The 18,540-nt window shown below is 71.7% G+C and carries 16 protein-coding genes; 4 read left to right on the top strand and 12 right to left on the bottom strand.

Annotation, left to right across the window (positions count from 1 at the left end; all coding sequences use genetic code 11):
* Positions 1–107: 107 nt before the first annotated feature.
* Positions 108–2,456 carry a polysaccharide lyase 8 family protein gene (locus tag C4J65_RS24725; protein WP_115746616.1) on the bottom strand — a complete coding sequence of 783 codons (2,349 nt, stop codon included), beginning with the start codon at positions 2,454–2,456 and terminating at the stop codon, positions 108–110.
* Between the two features lie 148 nt (positions 2,457–2,604).
* Here C4J65_RS24725 and C4J65_RS24720 point away from each other — a divergent pair, with 148 nt between their 5' ends.
* Entirely contained in the window at positions 2,605–3,162 is a 558-nt protein-coding gene (locus tag C4J65_RS24720; RefSeq protein ID WP_115744366.1) for a YceI family protein, read from the top strand.
* A gap of 203 nt (positions 3,163–3,365) precedes the next feature.
* Here the strand turns inward: C4J65_RS24720 and C4J65_RS37210 are convergent, their stop codons facing one another.
* A complete protein-coding gene (locus C4J65_RS37210) occupies positions 3,366–3,479 on the bottom strand; it encodes a hypothetical protein (protein ID WP_115744365.1) in 114 nt (37 codons plus the stop codon).
* 265 nt (positions 3,480–3,744) lie between these two features.
* Positions 3,745–4,329: a TetR/AcrR family transcriptional regulator gene (locus tag C4J65_RS24710; protein ID WP_115744364.1), complete on the bottom strand. Its 585-nt coding sequence runs from the start codon at positions 4,327–4,329 to the stop codon at positions 3,745–3,747.
* An 82-nt stretch (positions 4,330–4,411) separates the two neighbouring features.
* On the opposite strand from C4J65_RS24710, the gene C4J65_RS24705 reads away from it, so the two are divergent.
* Entirely contained in the window at positions 4,412–5,449 is a 1,038-nt protein-coding gene (locus tag C4J65_RS24705; protein WP_115746615.1) for a DMT family transporter, read from the top strand.
* A 15-nt stretch (positions 5,450–5,464) separates the two neighbouring features.
* On the opposite strand, the gene C4J65_RS24700 is transcribed toward C4J65_RS24705, so the two are convergent.
* The 8 genes from C4J65_RS24700 to C4J65_RS24665 form a co-directional block, all read right to left on the bottom strand.
* Positions 5,465–6,802, bottom strand: a complete 1,338-nt coding sequence (locus C4J65_RS24700) for a hypothetical protein (protein ID WP_115744363.1) — start codon at positions 6,800–6,802, stop codon at positions 5,465–5,467.
* Between the two features lie 63 nt (positions 6,803–6,865).
* Positions 6,866–8,470 carry a citramalate synthase gene (cimA, locus tag C4J65_RS24695; RefSeq protein WP_115744362.1) on the bottom strand — a complete coding sequence of 535 codons (1,605 nt, stop codon included), beginning with the start codon at positions 8,468–8,470 and terminating at the stop codon, positions 6,866–6,868.
* A gap of 309 nt (positions 8,471–8,779) precedes the next feature.
* A complete protein-coding gene (locus C4J65_RS24690) occupies positions 8,780–9,184 on the bottom strand; it encodes a hypothetical protein (protein ID WP_115744361.1) in 405 nt (134 codons plus the stop codon).
* Between the two features lie 66 nt (positions 9,185–9,250).
* On the bottom strand, positions 9,251–10,339 hold the full coding sequence (locus tag C4J65_RS24685; RefSeq protein WP_115744360.1) for a branched-chain amino acid aminotransferase: 1,089 nt from the start codon (positions 10,337–10,339) through the stop codon (positions 9,251–9,253).
* A 261-nt stretch (positions 10,340–10,600) separates the two neighbouring features.
* Positions 10,601–11,644: a 3-isopropylmalate dehydrogenase gene (locus C4J65_RS24680; RefSeq protein WP_115744359.1), complete on the bottom strand. Its 1,044-nt coding sequence runs from the start codon at positions 11,642–11,644 to the stop codon at positions 10,601–10,603.
* 75 nt (positions 11,645–11,719) lie between these two features.
* Positions 11,720–11,851 (bottom strand): hypothetical protein, encoded by a 132-nt coding sequence (locus C4J65_RS37100; protein WP_007444772.1) that lies wholly within the window; start codon positions 11,849–11,851, stop codon positions 11,720–11,722.
* Between the two features lie 309 nt (positions 11,852–12,160).
* Positions 12,161–13,801 (bottom strand): L-glutamate gamma-semialdehyde dehydrogenase, encoded by a 1,641-nt coding sequence (gene pruA / locus C4J65_RS24670; protein ID WP_115744358.1) that lies wholly within the window; start codon positions 13,799–13,801, stop codon positions 12,161–12,163.
* 56 nt (positions 13,802–13,857) lie between these two features.
* Positions 13,858–14,838 carry a proline dehydrogenase family protein gene (locus C4J65_RS24665; protein ID WP_115744357.1) on the bottom strand — a complete coding sequence of 327 codons (981 nt, stop codon included), beginning with the start codon at positions 14,836–14,838 and terminating at the stop codon, positions 13,858–13,860.
* A 166-nt stretch (positions 14,839–15,004) separates the two neighbouring features.
* On the opposite strand from C4J65_RS24665, the gene C4J65_RS24660 reads away from it, so the two are divergent.
* Positions 15,005–16,246 (top strand): helix-turn-helix domain-containing protein, encoded by a 1,242-nt coding sequence (locus C4J65_RS24660; protein WP_115744356.1) that lies wholly within the window; start codon positions 15,005–15,007, stop codon positions 16,244–16,246.
* Here C4J65_RS24660 and C4J65_RS24655 read toward each other — a convergent pair.
* Positions 16,227–16,817, bottom strand: coding sequence for a TetR/AcrR family transcriptional regulator (locus C4J65_RS24655; RefSeq protein WP_115744355.1), 591 nt, complete (start codon positions 16,815–16,817; stop codon positions 16,227–16,229). The genes C4J65_RS24660 and C4J65_RS24655 overlap by 20 nt on opposite strands.
* Positions 16,818–16,900: 83 nt before the next feature.
* Here C4J65_RS24655 and C4J65_RS24650 point away from each other — a divergent pair, with 83 nt between their 5' ends.
* Positions 16,901–18,463: an MFS transporter gene (locus C4J65_RS24650; RefSeq protein ID WP_205351058.1), complete on the top strand. Its 1,563-nt coding sequence runs from the start codon at positions 16,901–16,903 to the stop codon at positions 18,461–18,463.
* Positions 18,464–18,540: the final 77 nt, after the last annotated feature.

Here is an 18,540-nt window from a genome sequence, read left to right as displayed (position 1 = left end):
TACAGTCTCCGGCCCGTTTTCCTGGTAGCACTGAACAGAACCCCTACTCCATGCAGCCTTTTCGACTGCTCAGGGGGCCCCTGGGTTGTAGGGGTCACACAAAGCCGTCAGCTGAGAGTCACCTCACATTCATGGGTGGTACATACCACCCCTGGAGTGACGCGGAGGTGCAGTCGGCGGCCCGTCCCGAGGATCTCGACCGTCTCGTCGGCCCGCAGCACCGCTCCCACCGGGCGGTCCCAGACGATCTCCAGGGCCTCTCCCGTGCGCGGCGGTTCGCTCACGGAGAGCGTAGCGGTACGGCCCCGGCTGCGGACGAGCACACTCGCCCCGGCCGTCGCGGTGAGCGGGCCCGCGGTGCCGGCCCGCCAGAAGTTGGCGGCCGTCAGACCGAGGGCGGGGACGGTCACCGCCTGGCGGCGGTCGTCGTTGGCGAGCACCGTGAGCCGGCGACGGTCCGCGGCGCGGCGGGCGACGGCCGCCCGCGAGGCGCCCGGCATGACGGTGTAGACGTAGTCGGCCCCGGCCGGGTCGGTGCCGTGGTCGAGCCAGAGGGTCTGGCGGCGGCGGGTGCGGCGCTCGGTCGTGCTGGTGGTGTTGATGTCGGACCAGGCGCCGGTGCGGTCCTCGCGCAGGGTCCGCAGGACGCCCTCGGGCACGATCCAGCCGCCGTGACCCTCCAGATGGGCCCAGTGCCGACCGCGTACGAGGGCCTGGGTGCCGCCCTCCCCCAGGTTGCGGTTGTCCACGACCGTCTCGACCGGTACGCCGTCCGCGCACGTGATGCCGGCGCCCAGGCAGACCACGGCGTCGTCGAGGAAGAACCAGGACTTGCGGGCCTCCAGGGTGGAGCCGAGCCCCTTGAGGTGCTGGCCCACGGCCGCGTACTCGCCGTCGGTCGCGCCGCCGACCCAGCGCACGTCCGGTCTGGGTTCGCCCCACTCGCCGCCCGCCCGGTCGGCCAGGCGCTTGGTGGAGACGGTGGTGCCGGGCAGCCGGTACCAGTCGACGGTGGGCCAGAACCAGTCTGTGTACTGGTCGGACCGATCCGACCCGTCCGGCCCGGTTCCGTTCGCCCACCAGGTGAGCATGCCCGCTCCGGTGTGCCAGCCGCGCGGGTTCTCGCCGTTGCCGCACTCGTAGTGGGCGATGCGGTCGCTGGCCATGGCGAGGCCCGCGGTGAAGGCGGGCCGGCGGTGGACGGCACGGTCCATGGCCGCGAAGAGGTGGTGGCCGACGGGTTCGGGGGCGGCCTCACCCGGGGCCTCGGCGATCGCGTGCAGCCGGGCCAGGTCGGCGACCGGGAACTGGGGCGCGGTGAGGATCGGGGTGACGGTGTCCCGTTCGATCCAGCCCTTGATCCGGGCGTACCAGCGCTCTCGCTCGGCGTCGCTCGCACCGCCCGCGAGGACCGCCATGGCGGCGACGAGCTGCTGGCCGTGGAAGTGGTCGCTGCGCATGACGTGCAGGTCGTCGCTCTTGAGGTAACCCCGGCTGATGGCCCGCCCGTTGACGACGTCCATGACGAGGCCGTCGTGGATCAGGGGTGCGTAGGCGCGTTCGACGCTGTCGAGGACGAGCTGCTTGCCCGGGTCGGTCACCTCCCACTCGGAGCCGGCCAGCAGGGTGAACAGCCGGCCCAGTCCGTCCAGCATGACCTGGCCGTACGTCCCCGAGTAGGCGACCCAGGTGTGCTGGACGAACGAGCCGTCGGCGTAGAGCCCGTCCCCCTCGGTGACGTACGGGAAGACCGGCGAGAGGGCGTCGCGGGCCAGGGCGAGCTTGGCGGGGGTCCGGCCCAGGACGCCGCGCAGCGCGACGGAGCGGCACAGGTCGACGCGGTTGGCGCCGGTGGAGGTGCCGGTGTAGTCGCCGAGCATCGCGTCGGGGACGAAGTGGTCGACGGCGGCACAGGCGGCGGCCACTCGGTCGGCGCCGAGGTGGTCGTGGAGGGCTGCCGTGATGTCCATCAGGAGCCGGGGGCTGCCGATCTGCCACTCCCACCAGTTGCCGTAGCGGGTGGTGCCGGGGTGGTAGACGGTGGCCGAGAGATGGTCGAGGCCGCGCAGGATGTCGGCGAGGAGGTCCGGGTCGCCGGTGGAGCCGGTGCCGTCCTGCACGTACGCCTCGGTCATCGTCCACAGCCGGCCGTAGGCGAAGGTGATGCCGGCGGGCGGGTCGAAGGGGTGGCCGGGCCACAGGGAGGTGGCGGCGGGGGCCATGGTGGCGCGGTGGTCGCGGGCGCGGGCTCCGGTCTCGGCGAGGCGGGAGGCGTAGGGCTCGGCGCTCGGGTCGTAGCCGGCGCCGAGGGTGATGTCGAGCCAGCGCCGGCGGAGGGCGTCGTAGGGGTCGGCGGTGGCGGCCGCGGCCCGGGGCACGGACGTGAGGGCGGCGGTCGCGGCCGCCGCGAGCAGGACCGCGCGGCGGGTGGGGGCGGTGGGGCGCTGTGGGGTCATGCTCATGCCGTCTATCACGCCGCGGGGCGGGAGGGAACGATGTCTCGACATCTGCGGCGTGGGTGGTTGATGGCGCCGCGGAATAGCCCTAGAGTCGAATCCGTTGGACTGGTTGAACATTCAACTTCAAGCCTTCCCGGAGGACGTCATGACCACCACCCCCGACCTCTCCACGCTGACCGGCGACTACACCGTCGACCCCGCCCACACGACGATCGGCTTCACCGCGCGCCACGCGATGGTCACGAACGTCAAGGGCAAGTTCCTCGACTTCACCGGCACGCTGCACCTGGACGGCTCCGACCCGTCCCGCTCCACGGCGTCCCTGGACATCACGATGGACAGCATCGACACGGGTTCCCCCGACCGTGACGGACACCTGAAGAGCTCGGACTTCTTCAACACGGGCGAGCACCCGACGATGACCTTCCGCTCCACCGAGGCGGAGTCCCTGGGCGGCGACGACTACCGCATCACCGGTGACCTGTCGATCCTCGGCACTACCAAGCCGCTCACCATCGACCTGGAGTTCAACGGCGCCGCCAAGGACCCGTTCGGCAACGAGCGCGTCGGCTTCGAGGGCAAGGCGGAGATCAAGCGCTCGGAGTGGGGGCTCACCTGGAACGCCGCCCTGGAGACGGGCGGCGTGCTGGTCTCCGACAAGATCAAGCTGAACTTCGACATCTCGGCGATCAGGCAGGCCTGACGTCCCGCGCCCTCACGGGGGCGCCGAAGTCCACGTCGGCGGCGGCCGGACCCGGATGCGGCGGCCGGGCCGGCCGATCATGCGGTGAATGGCGTTCCCCTGCGCGGTCGAGCGGCCCGCCGGGACGAGGTCGTCGGTGTCCGCCCCGGTCCGCACCGATGTGGTGTGCCCGTCGGCGACGACGACCAGGTCGTACCCCCGGCTCAGCGCCTGCCGGCCGTGGTGAACCCGGTCACGATCACCTCGGTGACACCGCGCGCCGTGCGGATCGCGTCGAGGTCGGTGTCCAGGAGGCTGTCGGGGGCCGTCTTGTCCACGACCGGGTCCCGTCCCGCGGGGCCGGCTCGGGCACCACCCGCCGGCCCTCGGTCCCGGGCACCATGCCCGCGTCCGGCTGCCGCACGGTCACAACGGTCACCCGGCCGCCCGGGCCCGTTCGCTCAGTCCGGCGATCGCGGCGGCCGTCTCCGCGGGCCGGTGCGCCATGGCGACCGTGGTGTTCTGCAGGTCGATGACGAGGAGTGCCGTGGGGGCCGCAGGCGCTCGCCGTGGCGCCGCGCCATGCCCGCCCCACCGTCCGTCTCACCTGTCCAACAGCTCCCGCACCTGGTCGAGGGCGGCACCGAAGGGGTCGGGGAGGACCCCCACCCCGTGGGAGACCAGCGCCCCCTCGTGCAGCAGCATCAGCGTCCGCGCCAGCCGGTCGGCGCCGGCCGCGTCGATGTCCCGGGCCAGGCCGGTGAACAGGTCGAGCATCCACCGCTTCTGCCCGGTGATGACCGGGTACGCCGGATGGTCCGGATCGCTGATCTCCGCGTGCGCGTTGATCATGCTGCACCCCTTGGCGCCGTACCGCTCCGACCACGCGCGTGACGCCTCGAAGACGGCCACCACCCGGGCGGCGGGCCCCTCCCCCGCCGCCACCAGCCGTACGCCGAGCAGCTCCCGCCAGCGCTCGTCGCGTCCGGCCAGGTACTCGACGACGATCTGCTCCTTCGATCCGAAGCGGTCGTACAGCGTCTTCTTGGTCACCCCGGCCTCGGCGGCGATGGTGTCCACACCGACGGCGTGGATGCCGTGCTCGTAGAACAGCCGCTCGGCGGCCTCCAGCACCCGTCGCGCGCCGGGCGTCATGCGTACGCGGCGCGGTTTCTCTTCCGGACCCATGACCCCGAGTATACCGGTCTGTATAGTGGGCACTCCAAGCGAGTATACCGATCTGTCTACTGCGGAACCGGAAGTGGTCGACGTGAACGTCCTGCTCTCGGCCGCCTTCGTCCTGTGCTGGAGCTCCGGTTTCATCGGCGCCAAGCTCGGCGCGGAGACGGCGGCCACACCCACCCTCCTGATGTGGCGTTTCCTGCCACTCGCCGTGGCCCTGGTGGCCGCCGCGGCCGTTTCCCGGGCTGCCTGGCGGGGCCTGACACCGCGGGGCGCCGGGCGGCAGATCGCCATCGGCGCGCTGTCGCAGAGCGGCTACCTGCTCAGCGTCTACTACGCCATCGAGCTGGGCGTCTCCAGCGGCACCACCGCCCTGATCGACGGCGTCCAGCCACTCGTCGCCGGTGCGCTCGCCGGTCCCCTGCTGCGCCAGTACGTCTCGCGCGGGCAGTGGCTCGGGCTGTGGCTGGGGCTGTCCGGCGTGGCCACGGTGACGGTCGCCGACGCCGGGGCGGCGGGCGCGGAGGTGGCCTGGTGGGCCTATCTCGTTCCGTTCCTCGGCATGCTGTCGCTGGTGGCGGCCACGTTCCTGGAGGGCCGCACACGGGTGCCGGTCGAGCCCCGCGTCGCCCTGACGATCCACTGTGCGACCAGCGCCGTCCTCTTCTCCGGACTGGCCCTGGGCCTCGGGGCGGCTGCCCCGCCGGCCGGTTCCTCGTTCTGGCTGGCGACCGCCTGGCTGGTGGTCCTGCCGACCTTCGGCGGCTACGGCCTGTACTGGCTGATCCTGCGCCGGTCCGGCATCACCGGGGTCAACACCCTCATGTTCCTCATGGCGCCGGTCACGGCCGTGTGGGGTGCTCTCATGTTCGGTGAGCCGTTCGGCGTCCAGACCGCCCTCGGCCTGGCGGTCGGCCTCGCGGCCGTGGTCGTCGTCCGGGGCGGGCGCGGGGGCGGGCGCGGGGGCGGGGGCGGGGCGTACCGTGGGCGGCCCGTGCGCTCCGGCGCGGACCGTCCGGCGGCCGGGAAGCCGACGAGCGCCGGGCCGGCGGGGGCCGGGCCGGCGGCGGGCAGGCCCACGGGGGCCAGGCCGACGGAGGACAGCCCGACGGAGGCCGGGCGCTGACGACCGCCGCGCGCCTCAGAAGCCGCCGCCGAAGTCCCCTCCGCCCCCGAAGTCGCCGCCTCCGCCGAAGCCGCCCCCGAAGTCACCGGGGTCGAAGTCGCCGCCCGAGACGTCGCCGCCCTCGTAGCCCCCGAAGTCGCCGTATCCGGTGCCGTACCCGGCTCCGTAGGCGGGGCCCGCCATCATGCTGCCCAGCATGGTGCCGACCAGCAGGCCGGGGAGGATGCCGCCGCCGAAGTAACCGCCCGCCCAGGGGCCGTAGGCCGGGCCCGCGTCCCAGTAGGGGCGGCGGCCCTGGTCGGTGTCGACCTCGCGGATCATCGGGTCCAGGCCGTCGGAGAGCCGGGCCTGGTCGGCGGCGCAGACCGGGACCTGGCGGGTGGCGCCGCCCGGCGGGGTCCAGGTGGCGTCGGCGACCGACGGGCCGTGGCGCGGGTCGAAGAAGCAGGGCGGACGGCGTTCGGGCAGCGGCCTGCCCTCGCGGCGGGCGGCGAGCTGCGCGAGCGAGAAGCGGCCGTCCTCCACCGCCTGGGTGACGGCGCGCACGTCCTCGGGTCTGCGGGCGTCGGCCATGTACGTCTTCGCCTGCTCGTAGGCGTCCAGGGCGCGTTCGTAGTCCGCCCGCATGGCGTCGTCGGCGCCCGGTTCGGCCGGGTGGAAGTCCAGGCGGTCCAGCTCCTCGCCGAACGCGGTGATGTCCTCGTCGACCACCACCCGCAGCCGCTCCAGCGCCGCCCGCTGCTCCGCCTCGCGGCGATGGCGGTTGCGCCGGGAGACCGCGTAGACGCCCGCGCCGCCGATGACCACCACCGCGCCCGCGGTGATCAGGGCGCCCGTGGGCGCGGAGCCGCCGCCGGAGTCCCAGGACGAGGGGGCGGAGCCGCGCACGCTGCGCAGCGCGTCGTCGACGAAGTCGTTCAGCTGTGCCTTGGGGTCGCCCGCGCCCTGGACGGCGGTGACCAGGTTGTGCACGCCCTGGCGGCTCAGCACGCTGCTGTCGGCGCGGGCGTCGAAGCGGTCGCCGAGGCGGACGCCGTACAGACCGGTGATGCCGGTCTCGGTACGGAGGTTCTGGAAGAGGTTCTCGGTCGGGTAGCCGGCCGGGAGGACCGCCACGAAGACGGGTTCGCCCGCGTCCTCGATCTTGTCGGCGAGCGCGTCCGCGTCCGACTTGGACAGCAGGTCGGAGGCGGCCGGGTCCACGTACACCGGACTCTCGCGCAGGGCCGCGCCGATCTCGGAGACGCCGGTCTGCGCCTGCGCGCCCGGCGCACCGGCCAGCAGCACCGCCAGCGCGGCGACGACCGGCGCGACCAGGAGGCGTATGAGGAACCGAGCACGAACGCCCTTCATACGTTCGAACTTACCCGAATGGAGGTCAATCAGACATAAGCGTGGACACCTGGTGTGCCCGGCTCACTCGGCGGGTGCGACCCCCGCCCGCAGCAGCCCGTACGTGTAGGCGTCCTCCAGGGCCTGCCACGAGGCGGCGATGACGTTCTCCGCGACGCCCACCGTGGCCCACTCCCCCGTGCCGTCGGACGTGGAGATGAGCACCCTGGTGGTGGACTGGGTGCCGTGCACGCCCTCCAGGATGCGGACCTTGTAGTCGACCAGGTCGAGCTTGGCCAGCTCCGGGTAGATCTTCTCCAGGGCGACACGCAGCGACCGGTCCAGGGCGTTGACCGGGCCGTTGCCCTCGGCGGTGGCGACGATGCGCTCGCCCTTGGCCCAGAGCTTGACCGTGGCCTCGTTGGCGTGGCTGCCGTCGGGGCGGTCCTCGGTGATCGCGCGCCAGGACTCGACCTCGAAGTACTTCAGCGGCCTGCCCTCGACCTCGGTACGCAGCAGCAGCTCGAAGCTCGCGTCGGCGGCCTCGTACGTGTAGCCCGCCAGCTCACGCTCCTTGACCCGCTCCACGACCCGGCCGACCAGCTCGCGGTCGCCGCCGAGGTCGATGCCGAGTTCCTTGCCCTTCAGCTCGATGGAGGCGCGTCCCGCCATGTCGGAGACCAGCATCCGCATGGTGTTGCCGACCAGCTCGGGGTCGATGTGCTGGTAGAGGTCCGGGTCGACCTTGATCGCGGAGGCGTGCAGGCCGGCCTTGTGGGCGAAGGCGGAGACGCCCACGTAGGGCTGGTGGGTGGAGGGCGTGAGGTTGACGACCTCGGCGACGGCGTGGGAGATGCGGGTCATCTCGCGCAGCCGGCCCTCGGGCAGCACCTGCTTGCCGTACTTCAGCTCCAGGGCGGCCACGACCGGGAACAGGTTGGCGTTGCCGACCCGCTCGCCGTAGCCGTTGGCCGTGCACTGGACGTGCGTCGCGCCCGCGTCGACGGCGGCGAGCGTGTTGGCGACGGCGCAGCCGGTGTCGTCCTGGGCGTGGATGCCGAGCCGGGCGCCGGTGTCGGCCAGCACCGTGGCGACCACGGCCTGGATCTGCGCGGGGAGCATGCCGCCGTTGGTGTCGCACAGGATGACGACGTCGGCACCGGCCTCGGAGGCGGTGCGTACGACGGACTTCGCGTACTCGGGGTTGGCGCGGTAGCCGTCGAAGAAGTGCTCGCAGTCGACGAAGACCCGGCGGCCCTGCGCCTTGAGGTGGGAGACCGTGTCGGCGACCATCGCCAGGTTCTCGTCCAGCGTGGTGCGCAGGGCCAGTTCGACGTGCCGGTCGTGCGACTTGGCGACCAGGGTGATCACCTCGGCGCCGGACTCCAGCAGCGCCCTGACCTGGTGGTCCTCGGCGGCGGTGGCGCCCGCGCGGCGGGTGGAGCCGAAGGCGACCAGCTGGGCGTGCTGGAAGTCGATCTCCTGCCGGGCGCGGGCGAAGAACTCGGTGTCCCGCGGGTTGGCGCCGGGCCAGCCGCCCTCGATGAAGCCCACACCGAAGTCGTCCAGGTGCCGTGCGATGGCCAGCTTGTCCGCGACCGTGAGGTTGATGCCCTCGCGCTGCGCGCCGTCGCGCAGGGTGGTGTCGAAGACGTGGAACGAATCGTCGAGTTCGCTGGTTGCGGTCATGATCTGAAGGCTCCTGTTGGGGATCTCGGTCTACCGGAATAACCGGTTCCACCGTCCGTCTATGATCCCTCGCGCTCTCTTCCCGGCTCGGGGTGGGCCAGGAAAGCGAAAAACCTCTCGCGGGTGCGAGAGGTCTGCGCGCGGGTCGAGGACGACGGTGTCCACCCGTACCTGGTCGTACGTGGTGGTCACTGCGGACCGGCGCGCCTGCTGCCAATAATCATGGCGAACGAGAGCACGGGGGCAGTCTGGCACACTCCGTCCCCCTGTCCATCGCCCGTCTCAGGATGCGAACGGCGCGCGTTCGGTTCACTCGCCGAGAACGCCCGCTACCGACGGCGTCCGCGTCTCCTGCACCTCCTCGGTGCTGGGTACGCCGAGGGCCGCCGTGCCGCCGAGCAGCGCGGCGAGGAGGGCGGCGGCCCCCGCCGTCACCCAGCGCCGTGCACGCGGACCGCGCCGCGGGCCCGGTGCCGGTACCGGCACCGGGCCCGGGACCGGAACCGATCGGTTCGGGGCTGCCGCGCACGCGATGCGGCTGCGTGCGTCCGGCCAGGCCTCCGCCTCCTCGCCCCGTAGTCCGCACGCGGCGACGAACGCGGCGACCAGTTCCGCGCGCGGCAACCGGTCCCTGCCGAGCATGGACGCCGCCGTGGAGTACGGCAGCACGTGGCCCGCGTCCGCCGCCCGGCGTTTCAGCCGGCGGTAGCTCAACCCCGGCCACCCGCTCCCGGAACGCCCTCGAACGGACGGCCCCTCACCGGTCTACGGTCGCGATGCTCAGGCCAGCGTGTGCATCCACCCGTGTGTGTCCTCGACCGTCCCGCGCTGGATGTCCAGCAGCGCGTCCCGCAGCCGCTGCGTCACCTCACCCGTCTCGCCCCCGCTCTGCTGCCACTCGGCGCCGGTCCGCTTGACCGTGCCGACCGGCGTGATCACGGCGGCGGTCCCGCAGGCGAAGACCTCGGTGAGGGTGCCGTTCTCCGAGTCGCGCTGCCACTGGTCGACCGAGACACGGCCCTCCTCCGCCTCGTAGCCGAGGTCGCGGGCGACGGTGAGGAGGGAGTCGCGGGTGACGCCCTCCAGGATGGAGCCGGTGAGGGACGGCGTGACGATCTTGTTGCCGTAGACGAAGTACAGGTTCATGCCGCCCAGTTCCTCGACCCACTTGCGCTCGATGGCGTCGAGGTAGCAGACCTGGTCGCAGCCCTTGGTGGCGGCCTCGGCCTGCGCCAGCAGCGAGGCCGCGTAGTTCCCGCCGGTCTTGGCGTCGCCCATGCCGCCGGGGACGGCGCGGACGCGGTCCTCGGAGACCCAGATGGAGACGGGCTTGACGCCGCCCGGGAAGTAGGCGCCGGCCGGGGAGGCGATGACGAGGAAGAGGTACTCGTTGGCCGGTTTGACGCCCAGGCCGACCTCGGTGGCGATCATGAAGGGGCGCAGGTAGAGGGACTCCTCGCCGCCGTGCGCCGGGACCCACTTCTCGTCCTGCCCGACCAGCGCGTCGCAGGCCTCGATGAAGGTGTCCACCGGAAGCTCGGGCATCCCGAGGCGGCGCGAGGACGCCTGGAAGCGGGCGCCGTTCTTATCGGGGCGGAAGGTGGCCACGGAGCCGTCGGGCCGCCGGTAGGCCTTCAGCCCCTCGAAGATCTCCTGGGCGTAGTGCAGGACCATGGTGGCCGGGTCGAGGGAGAGCGGGGCGTACGGCACGAGCTGGCCGTCGTGCCAGCCGCGGCCCTCGGTCCACTTGATCGTCACCATGTGGTCGGTGAAGTGGCGGCCGAACCCGGGGTTGGCCAGAATCGCCGCCCGCTCGGAGTCCGAGAGCGGGTTGGCGGAGGGCTTGAGCTCGATCGTGGGCGTCGTCATGGATGGCTGTCCTTCACCGGTATTGGTTGTGACGGGCCGCGGTCACGCCCGTACGGCCGGTGGCCGGTGCTAGGACGTCCGAGCATTCCCTCAGGTCGCGGCTTCGCGTTCGATTATCGCGCGCGGCCCGCGACGGGTGAAACGGGGTGAGTGCGGCCCAGGATTCGATGGTCGCACCTGGCGGACGCAGGAGAAAGCCGCCGGGTGCCTTGTTCTTCGGACCCGGCGGCTTCGAAAGGTTGGGTTTCGAGTGCGCCGGGGTCAGCCGGCTACTCGTACGGCGAGTGCGTCGCCGATCTCGGAGGTGGAGCGGGCGGGCAGGCCACCGCGCTCGCCGAGGTCGGCGGAGACGGCTTCCTCGATCCGGGCGGCCTCGTCCTCGTACCCGAGGTGGCGCAGCAGCAGGGCGACGGACAGGACCGTGGCGGTGGGGTCGGCCTTGCCCTGGCCGGCGATGTCGGGCGCGGAGCCGTGCACCGGCTCGAACATCGAGGGGAAGTCGCCGGACGGGTTGATGTTCCCGCTGGCGGCGACGCCGATGCCGCCGGAGACGGCCGCGGCGAGGTCGGTGATGATGTCGCCGAAGAGGTTGTCGGTGACGATCACGTCGAAGCGGGCCGGGTCGGTGACCAGGAAGATGGTCGCGGCGTCGACGTGGATGTAGTCGGTGGTGACCTCGGGGTACTCCGCCGCGACCTTGTTGAAGATGTTGGTCCACAGGTGGCCCGCGAAGGTCAGCACGTTGTTCTTGTGGACCAGCGTGAGCTTCTTGCGGGGGCGGGCCTGGGCGCGGGCGAAGGCGTCGCGGACGACGCGCTCGACGCCGTAGGCCGTGTTGACGGAGACCTCGGTGGCGACCTCGTGCTCGGTGCCCTCGCGGATGGTGCCGCCGTTGCCCGTGTACGGGCCCTCGGTGCCCTCGCGGACGACGACGAAGTCGATCTCGGGCTGGCCGGCGAGCGGGGTGGCGACGCCGGGCAGGAGCTTGCTCGGCCGCAGGTTGACGTGGTGGTCGAAGGCGAAGCGGAGCTTGAGCAGGAAGCCGCGCTCCAGCACGCCGGACGGCACCGACGGGTCGCCGATCGCGCCGAGCAGGATGGCGTCGTGACCCTTGAGGGCGTCGAGGTCGGCGCCGGTGAGGGTCTCACCGGTGGCGTGGTAGCGCCGGGCGCCGAAGTCGAATTCCTTGGTCTCCAGCTTCACATCCTGCGGAAGGACGGCGGAGAGGACCTTGAGACCCTCGGCCACGACCTCCTGGCCGATGCCGTCACCGGGAATCACTGCGAGATTGAGGCTGCGAGACATGACGGCACCCTATCGCTCGTCCCACGGGATGACATGAGGCGTCCGCCATGCGGACGCCACTGTCGTCCGCGCCACTCAGTGACCGGTGGCGCCGCCGTTGTCCCGGCGGTCGAGGGCGCGCTGGAGGGCGGCCGCGGCGTTCTTGCGGTCGGAGTCGCTGGTACGGGAGAGGTGGCGGACTCGGCGGCGGACGGTCGTCTCGGCCATGGGAATCGACTCCTTCGGCACAAAAGGGAGCGCGGAAAGCGAGGGTGGTGAGAGACGCCGGAAGGGGCGGGGAGCGCGGTGCCGCAGGGGTTGCCTGCACGGGCACGGGCTCACGACCGCCATTCGCTCGATCGAGCGGGACGTTCGGCTCCTACAAAGCTAAGGGAGTGCACCGCATCTGTCTCCACAATTACTCGGACTTCCTACTATCTGAGACGGTGCCTTGGCTCACACCGCTGCGACCTGCGGAAAAGCCCGGCGGGGCCAGGTCGGTCGACCTGGCCCCGCCGGGCGATGCGCGCGCGGACGTCAGCCCATGTGCGGGTACGCGTAGTCGGTCGGCGCGACCAGCGTCTCCTTGATGGCGCGGGTCAGCGTCCAGCGCATCAGGTTCTGCGGGGCACCTGCCTTGTCGTTGGTGCCGGAGGCACGGCCGCCGCCGAAGGGCTGCTGGCCGACCACGGCGCCGGTCGACTTGTCGTTGATGTAGAAGTTGCCGGCCGCGTAGCGCAGCTTCTCCATCGTGTGCGCGGCCGCCGCACGGTCGTTGGAGATGACCGAACCGGTGAGCGCGTAGTCCGACACCGACTCCATCTGGGTCAGCATCGCGTCGTACGCGTCGTCGGCGCTGTCGTCGTACACGTGCACGGCGAGGAACGGGCCGAAGTACTCGGTGCGGAAGACCTCGTTCTCCGGGTCGGTGCACTCGACGACGGTCGGGCGGACGAAGTAGCCGACCGAGTCGTCGTAGGAGCCGCCCGCGACGATCGTGCAGGTCTCGTCCTCCTTGGCGCGGTCGATGGCGGCCTTGTTCTTGGCGAAGGACCGCTCGTCGATGACGGCGCCGAGGAAGTTCGACAGGTCGGTGACGTCACCCATGGTGAGGTAGTCGACCTCGGCGGCGAACTCCTCCTTGAACCCGTCGTTCCAGATGGACGCCGGGATGTACGCGCGCGAGGTGGCGCTGCACTTCTGGCCCTGGTACTCGAAGGCACCGCGGGTCAGCGCGGTCTTGAGCACCGCGCGGTCGGCGCTCGGGTGGGCGACCAGGAAGTCCTTGCCGCCGGTCTCGCCGACCAGGCGCGGGTAGGTGCGGTACTTCTCGATGTTGTTGCCGACCGTCTTCCACAGGTGCTGGAAGGTCTTGGTCGAGCCGGTGAAGTGGATGCCCGCGAGGTCGCGGTGCTCCAGGGCGACCTCGGAGACCGCGATGCCGTCGCCGGTGACCAGGTTGATGACGCCCTTGGGCAGCCCGGCCTCCTCCAGGAGCTGCATGAGCAGCACGGCGGCGTGGGTCTGGGTCGGGGACGGCTTCCAGACCACCACGTTGCCCATCAGGGCCGGGGCGGTGGGCAGGTTGGCCGCGATCGCGCTGAAGTTGAACGGCGTGATCGCGTAGACGAAGCCCTCCAGCGGGCGGTGGTCCATGCGGTTCCACACACCCGGGGAGTTGGCCGGGGGCTGCTCGGCCAGGATGTTGCGGGCGTAGTGGACGTTGAAGCGCCAGAAGTCGATCAGCTCGCAGGGGCTGTCGATCTCGGCCTGCTGGGCGGTCTTGGACTGACCGAGCATGGTGGAGGCGGCGATGGTCTCGCGCCAGGGACCCGACAGCAGCTCGGCGGCGCGCAGGATGATCGCCGCGCGGTCGTCGAAGGACATCGCGCGCCACGCGGGGGCGGCGGCCAGGGCGGCGTCGATCGCGTCCTGGGCGTCCTGCTGGGTGGCGTTGGCGTACGTGCCCAGGCGGGACTTGTGGTTGTGCGGCTGCACGACGTCGAAGCGCTCACCGCCGCCCATCCGCTTCTCGCCACCGATGGTGCAGGGCAGATCAACGGGGTTGTCGGCGAGGTGACGGAGCTTCTCCTCGAGCCGAGCGCGCTCCGGGGAACCGGGCGCGTAGCCGTGCACCGGCTCGTTGACGGGGGTGGGGACCTGGGTCACAGCGTCCATGGGTTCCGTAACTCCTTACTGAGCGGGTCTTGCGAGCAGGTCGAGCGGGTGCGGGCTCAGCCCTTGCTGACCATCGAGCGGGCGAAGAACCGGAGGTTCGCCGGCTTCTCCGCGAGACGGCGCATGAAGTAGCCGTACCAGTCGGTGCCGTAGGCCGTGTAGACGCGCATGCGGTGGCCCTCGGCGGCCAGCCGCAGGTGCTCGTCGCCGCGGATGCCGTACAGCATCTGGAACTCGTACTCGTCGAGCTTGCGTCCGGCCGTGCGGGCGAGCTCCTGTCCGATGGAGATCAGGCGCGGGTCGTGCGACCCGATCATCGGGTAGCCCTCGCCCTCCATCAGCGTGCGCAGGATCCGCACGTACGCCTTGTCGATCTCGTGGCGCTGCTGGTAGGCGACCTCTGCGGGCTCCTTGTAGGCGCCCTTCACCAACCGTACGCGAGAGCCGCTGTCGGCGAGGCGGCGCGCGTCGGCCTCGGTGCGGAAGAGGTAGGCCTGGATGACGCAGCCGGTCTGCGGGAAGTCCTTCCGCAGTTCCTCGTGGATGGCGAACATCGAGTCGAGGGTGGTGTGGTCCTCGGCGTCGAGGGTGACCGTGGTGCCGATCTCGGCGGCGGCCTCGACGACGGGACGGACGTTGGCGAGGGCCAGCTCGTGGCCGCCGTGGAATGCGGCTTCGGGGCCGGAGGCCCCTCCGTTGAGGGCGGTGGTGGGCGACGGGAGGGCCTGGCCGAACATGGAGAGCTTCACGGACATCTCGGCACGGGTACCGAGCTCGAGCGGCTTGAGCCGGTCGATCAGCTCCAGGTACGCGTCGCGGGCGGCCTCGGCCTGCGCGGGGGTGGTGATGTCCTCGCCGACGACGTCCATCGTCAGTTCCAGGCCCTGATCGGTGAGGTCCCGGACGATCGGCACGATCTGGTCGACCGTCTCGCCGGGGATGAACCGGTCGACGACCGGCTTGGTCACGGGCGCGGCCGAGACGAGACGACGCATCCGGTCGCTGCGCGACGCGGCCAGAATCACGGGACCCAGCACGGGGCACCTCCACTTACCAACCAACACAGGGGCCGCTGCCCGACGAAGAGGGGAACGGCACGGAGAACCACCGTGAAATCTAAGGATCCTCCCGATCGTCGGCCATCGACAGCTGTCACGCATCCGTGCCGCAGATCTCAGACAGATGTATGAAGGGCGCGCGCATATGCGGCAGAATGCCCGGGTGACGTCGGATTCCAGAGGTTCCGCAGGCTCGGGTGGTACGCGTGGTGACTACCAGGAGCTGGTCGACGAGCTGTCCGAGCTGCTGGGCGCGCCCGCGACCCTGGAGAACCGCGACTTCGAGCTGATCGCCTTCGGCGCCTACGACAGCGAGGGCGACCTCGACCCCTCCGCTCTCGACCCGGTGCGCACCCGCTCGATCCTCACCCGGCGCTCCACCGCCGCGGTCCGGGCGTGGTTCGAGAGCTTCGGCATCACCCGCGCGACCGGACCGGTCCGCATCCCGCCGACCCCCGAGGCGGGGGTGTACCGGGGGCGCACCTGCCTGCCGGTACGCCATCGGGGTGTGGTCCTCGGCTATGTCTGGCTCCTGGACACCGACCCGGGGCCGACCGAGCGGCAGCTGGCGGCGGCCATGGAGGTCACGGCGCGGATCGGCGCACTGCTCGCCGACGAGGCACAGCACGGCGCGGACCTGAGCCGGGAGCTGCGGGCGGTGCTGACCGCCGAGCGGGACTGGCAGCGGGACATGGCGGTGGCGGAGCTGCGCAGCGCGCTGGGCGCCCGGGCCGACACCCCGCACGCGGTGGTGTGCGTGGCGCCCTGGCCCTCGGCCGATCCCGATGACGCGCCCTCGGTCCGTACGGTCCCGGGCGCCACGGCACTGTGCACGGTGCCGTGGGGGGTCTCGGCCGTGTCGCTGGCGCTGCTGGTCCGGCTGCGCTCGGCGGAGGTGCAGACCCCGGCGACGTCGGCGGCGGGGCGGCTGCTGGAGCGGGCGGGGACGGCCACGGGCCGGGGCGGCCCGGCGGGTGGCGCCGCGGCCGGTGTCTCCGCACCGCGCACGGGTCTCGCCGACCTGGGGACGGCCTGGTCGGAGGCGTCGGCGGCGGCCCGGGCGGCGCGGGCGGAGGAGCGGTTCGGGCCGGTCGCGCAGTGGACGTCGATCGGGGCGTTCCGCCTGCTGACCTCGCTGCCCCCGCGCTCCGCCGACGATCCCGCCGTACGCGCCCTGCTCTCCCCCGCCCACCGCGAACTCGCCCGCACCGCCGAGGTGTACCTGGACTGCGCGGGCCAGGCCGGCCGCACTGCCGCCGAGCTGGGCGTCCACCGCCAGACGCTGTACTACCGGCTGTCCCGCGTCGAACAGCTCACGGGCCTGGACCTGGACGACGGCGAGGACCGGCTGCTGCTGCACATGGCGCTCAAGGCGCGTCGCCTGTAGCGGCCCCGATCACCCGGCGGAGGCCCTCGGTCAGCGCGTCGGCGTCGGGTGCGCTCTTCGGGTCGAAGTTCCACTGGGCGATGAGGCCGGTCATCAGGGTGACGTAGAAGGCGCCCAGGGTGTCCGTCGTCCCGTCCGTGACGTCCTCCTCCCTGCCGCCCATGAGCAGCGGGATGATGCCGCGTCCGGCCTCGCGCTGGGCGCGGCCGAGGTGCTCGCGCAGCTCGGGCATCCGGTCGCCCATGACCAGCACTTCCATGCTGAGGCGCCAGATGGAGCCGGGCTCCCGCATGGTGCCGATGATGTTGGACCACACCTGCCGGAACCGCTCGACCGAGCCCGGTTCGGTGTCGTCCAGAGCGGGGCCCTCGCCCTCGAAGGCGCCCCCCATCGCCTCGATCAGCTCGATGTACGCCTGTGCGAGCAGGACGTCCTTCGAGCCGTAGTGGTAGCCGATGGACGCCAGGTTGGTCCCCGACTCCTTGACGATGTCCCGCGCGGTCGTGCGCGCGAAGCCCTTCTCCAGCAGGCAGCGCTTGGCGCCCTCGAGCAGATCCTCACGGTGTCCCATGCGCCCACCCTACCCGCCTCTTCATACGCACGTCTTAGACAATGTTCTAGACACGCGTATTAGACGTGCGTACAGTCGCCGTCATGACAACGAACCCGCCCCGCGCAGGGCGCCGCGAGTGGACGGCGCTCGCCGTGCTGATGCTCCCGCTGCTGCTGGTCTCGATGGACGTCTCCGTCCTGTACTTCGCGATCCCGGAGATCAGCGCCGATCTGGAGCCGAGCGGCACTCAGCAGTTGTGGATCTTCGACATCTACGGCTTCGTACTGGCCGGTCTCCTGATGACGATGGGTTCCCTGGGCGACCGCATCGGCCGTCGCAGGCTGCTGCTCGTCGGTGCCATGGCCTTCGGCGCGGCTTCCCTGCTCGCGGCCTACGCGCACACCGCCGAGACCCTGATCGCGGCCCGCGCGGTCCTCGGCATCGGCGGCGCCACCCTGATGCCGTCGACGATGGCGCTGGTCCGCACGATGTTCACCGACCCCGCCCAGCGGGCGAAGGCGATCGGGCTGTGGTCCGGGGTGATGACGGCCGGGATCGCGCTCGGCTCGGTGATGAGCGGCGTCCTCGTGGAGCACTTCTGGTGGGGCTCGGTCTTCCTGGTGAACCTGCCCGCGATGGCGCTGCTGCTGATCCTCGGCCCGGTGCTGCTCCCGGAGTCCACGAACCCCTCACCCGGCCGCTTCGACCTGCTGAGCGTCCCGCTGTCGATGGCGGCGGTCCTGCCCGTGGTCTACGGCCTCAAGGAGCTGCCCTCCGAGGGCTGGAACGTCCGCTACGTCGTCTCGATCACCGTCGGTCTGCTCTTCGCGGCGCTGTTCGTGCACCGCCAGCGCACCTCGGCCTCGCCGATGATCTCGCCCGCCCTCTTCCGCGGGCACGGCTTCACCCCGGCCGTCGTCCTCAACCTGGTGTCGGCCTTCGGGATGATGGGGTCCTCCTACTTCACCACCCAGTACCTCCAGTCCGTGCTGGACAAGAGCGCGCTGGAGGCCGCGCTGTGGGCCCTGCTGCCGTCGGTCTTCATCGGCTTCGCCGCGCCGCTCGCCATGCGGCTGGTCCGGCTGGGTGTGGAGCGGGCGCACGTGGTGGCGGGCGGTTTCGTGGTCGCGGCGTGCGGTTACGCGCTCCTGGCCTGCGCCGGCACCGACTCCCTGTGGCTGGTGCTGGCGGCCTGCGGCGTCATGGCGGGCGGCATCGTCGCGGTGATGTCCCAGCTCACCGACCTGGCGCTCAGCGCCGCCCCGGTGGAGAAGGCGGGCGCGGCGTCCTCCCTGATGGAGACCGGCACCGAGTTCGGCGGCGCGTTGAGCATGGCGGTCCTGGGCTCCGTGGGTACGGCCGTCTACCACCACGAGATGCCGGCCTCGGCACCGGACGCGGCTCGGGAAACCCTGGGCGGCGCGCTGTCGGTCGCCGCACGGCTGCCGGGGTCCGCGGGAGAGGCCCTGGCGACGGCGGCGCGGGAGGCCTTCACCGACGGCATGCGGGGCGCCGCGATCGCGGGCGCGGTGCTGCTGTTGGCGGCGGCGCTCCCGGCGGCACGCGCACTGCGCGGCATCCGGGTGCGCGAGAACACGGCCACGGAAAACGCCGGACAGGCTGACTCACTCAGCCCGTCTGGGGGTACCTCCCACGCCCTTTAGGCAGTGGGGGAGTTTGAGGACGAGGCCCGCTCAGGGCCGTGAACGGGGGTCCCGGGGGGCGGCGGCCCCCCGGGTAC

The organism is Streptomyces sp. CB09001 (assembly GCF_003369795.1).
Classification (GTDB): Bacteria; Actinomycetota; Actinomycetes; order Streptomycetales; family Streptomycetaceae; genus Streptomyces.
This window is presented reverse-complemented; position numbering and strand designations above follow the sequence as displayed.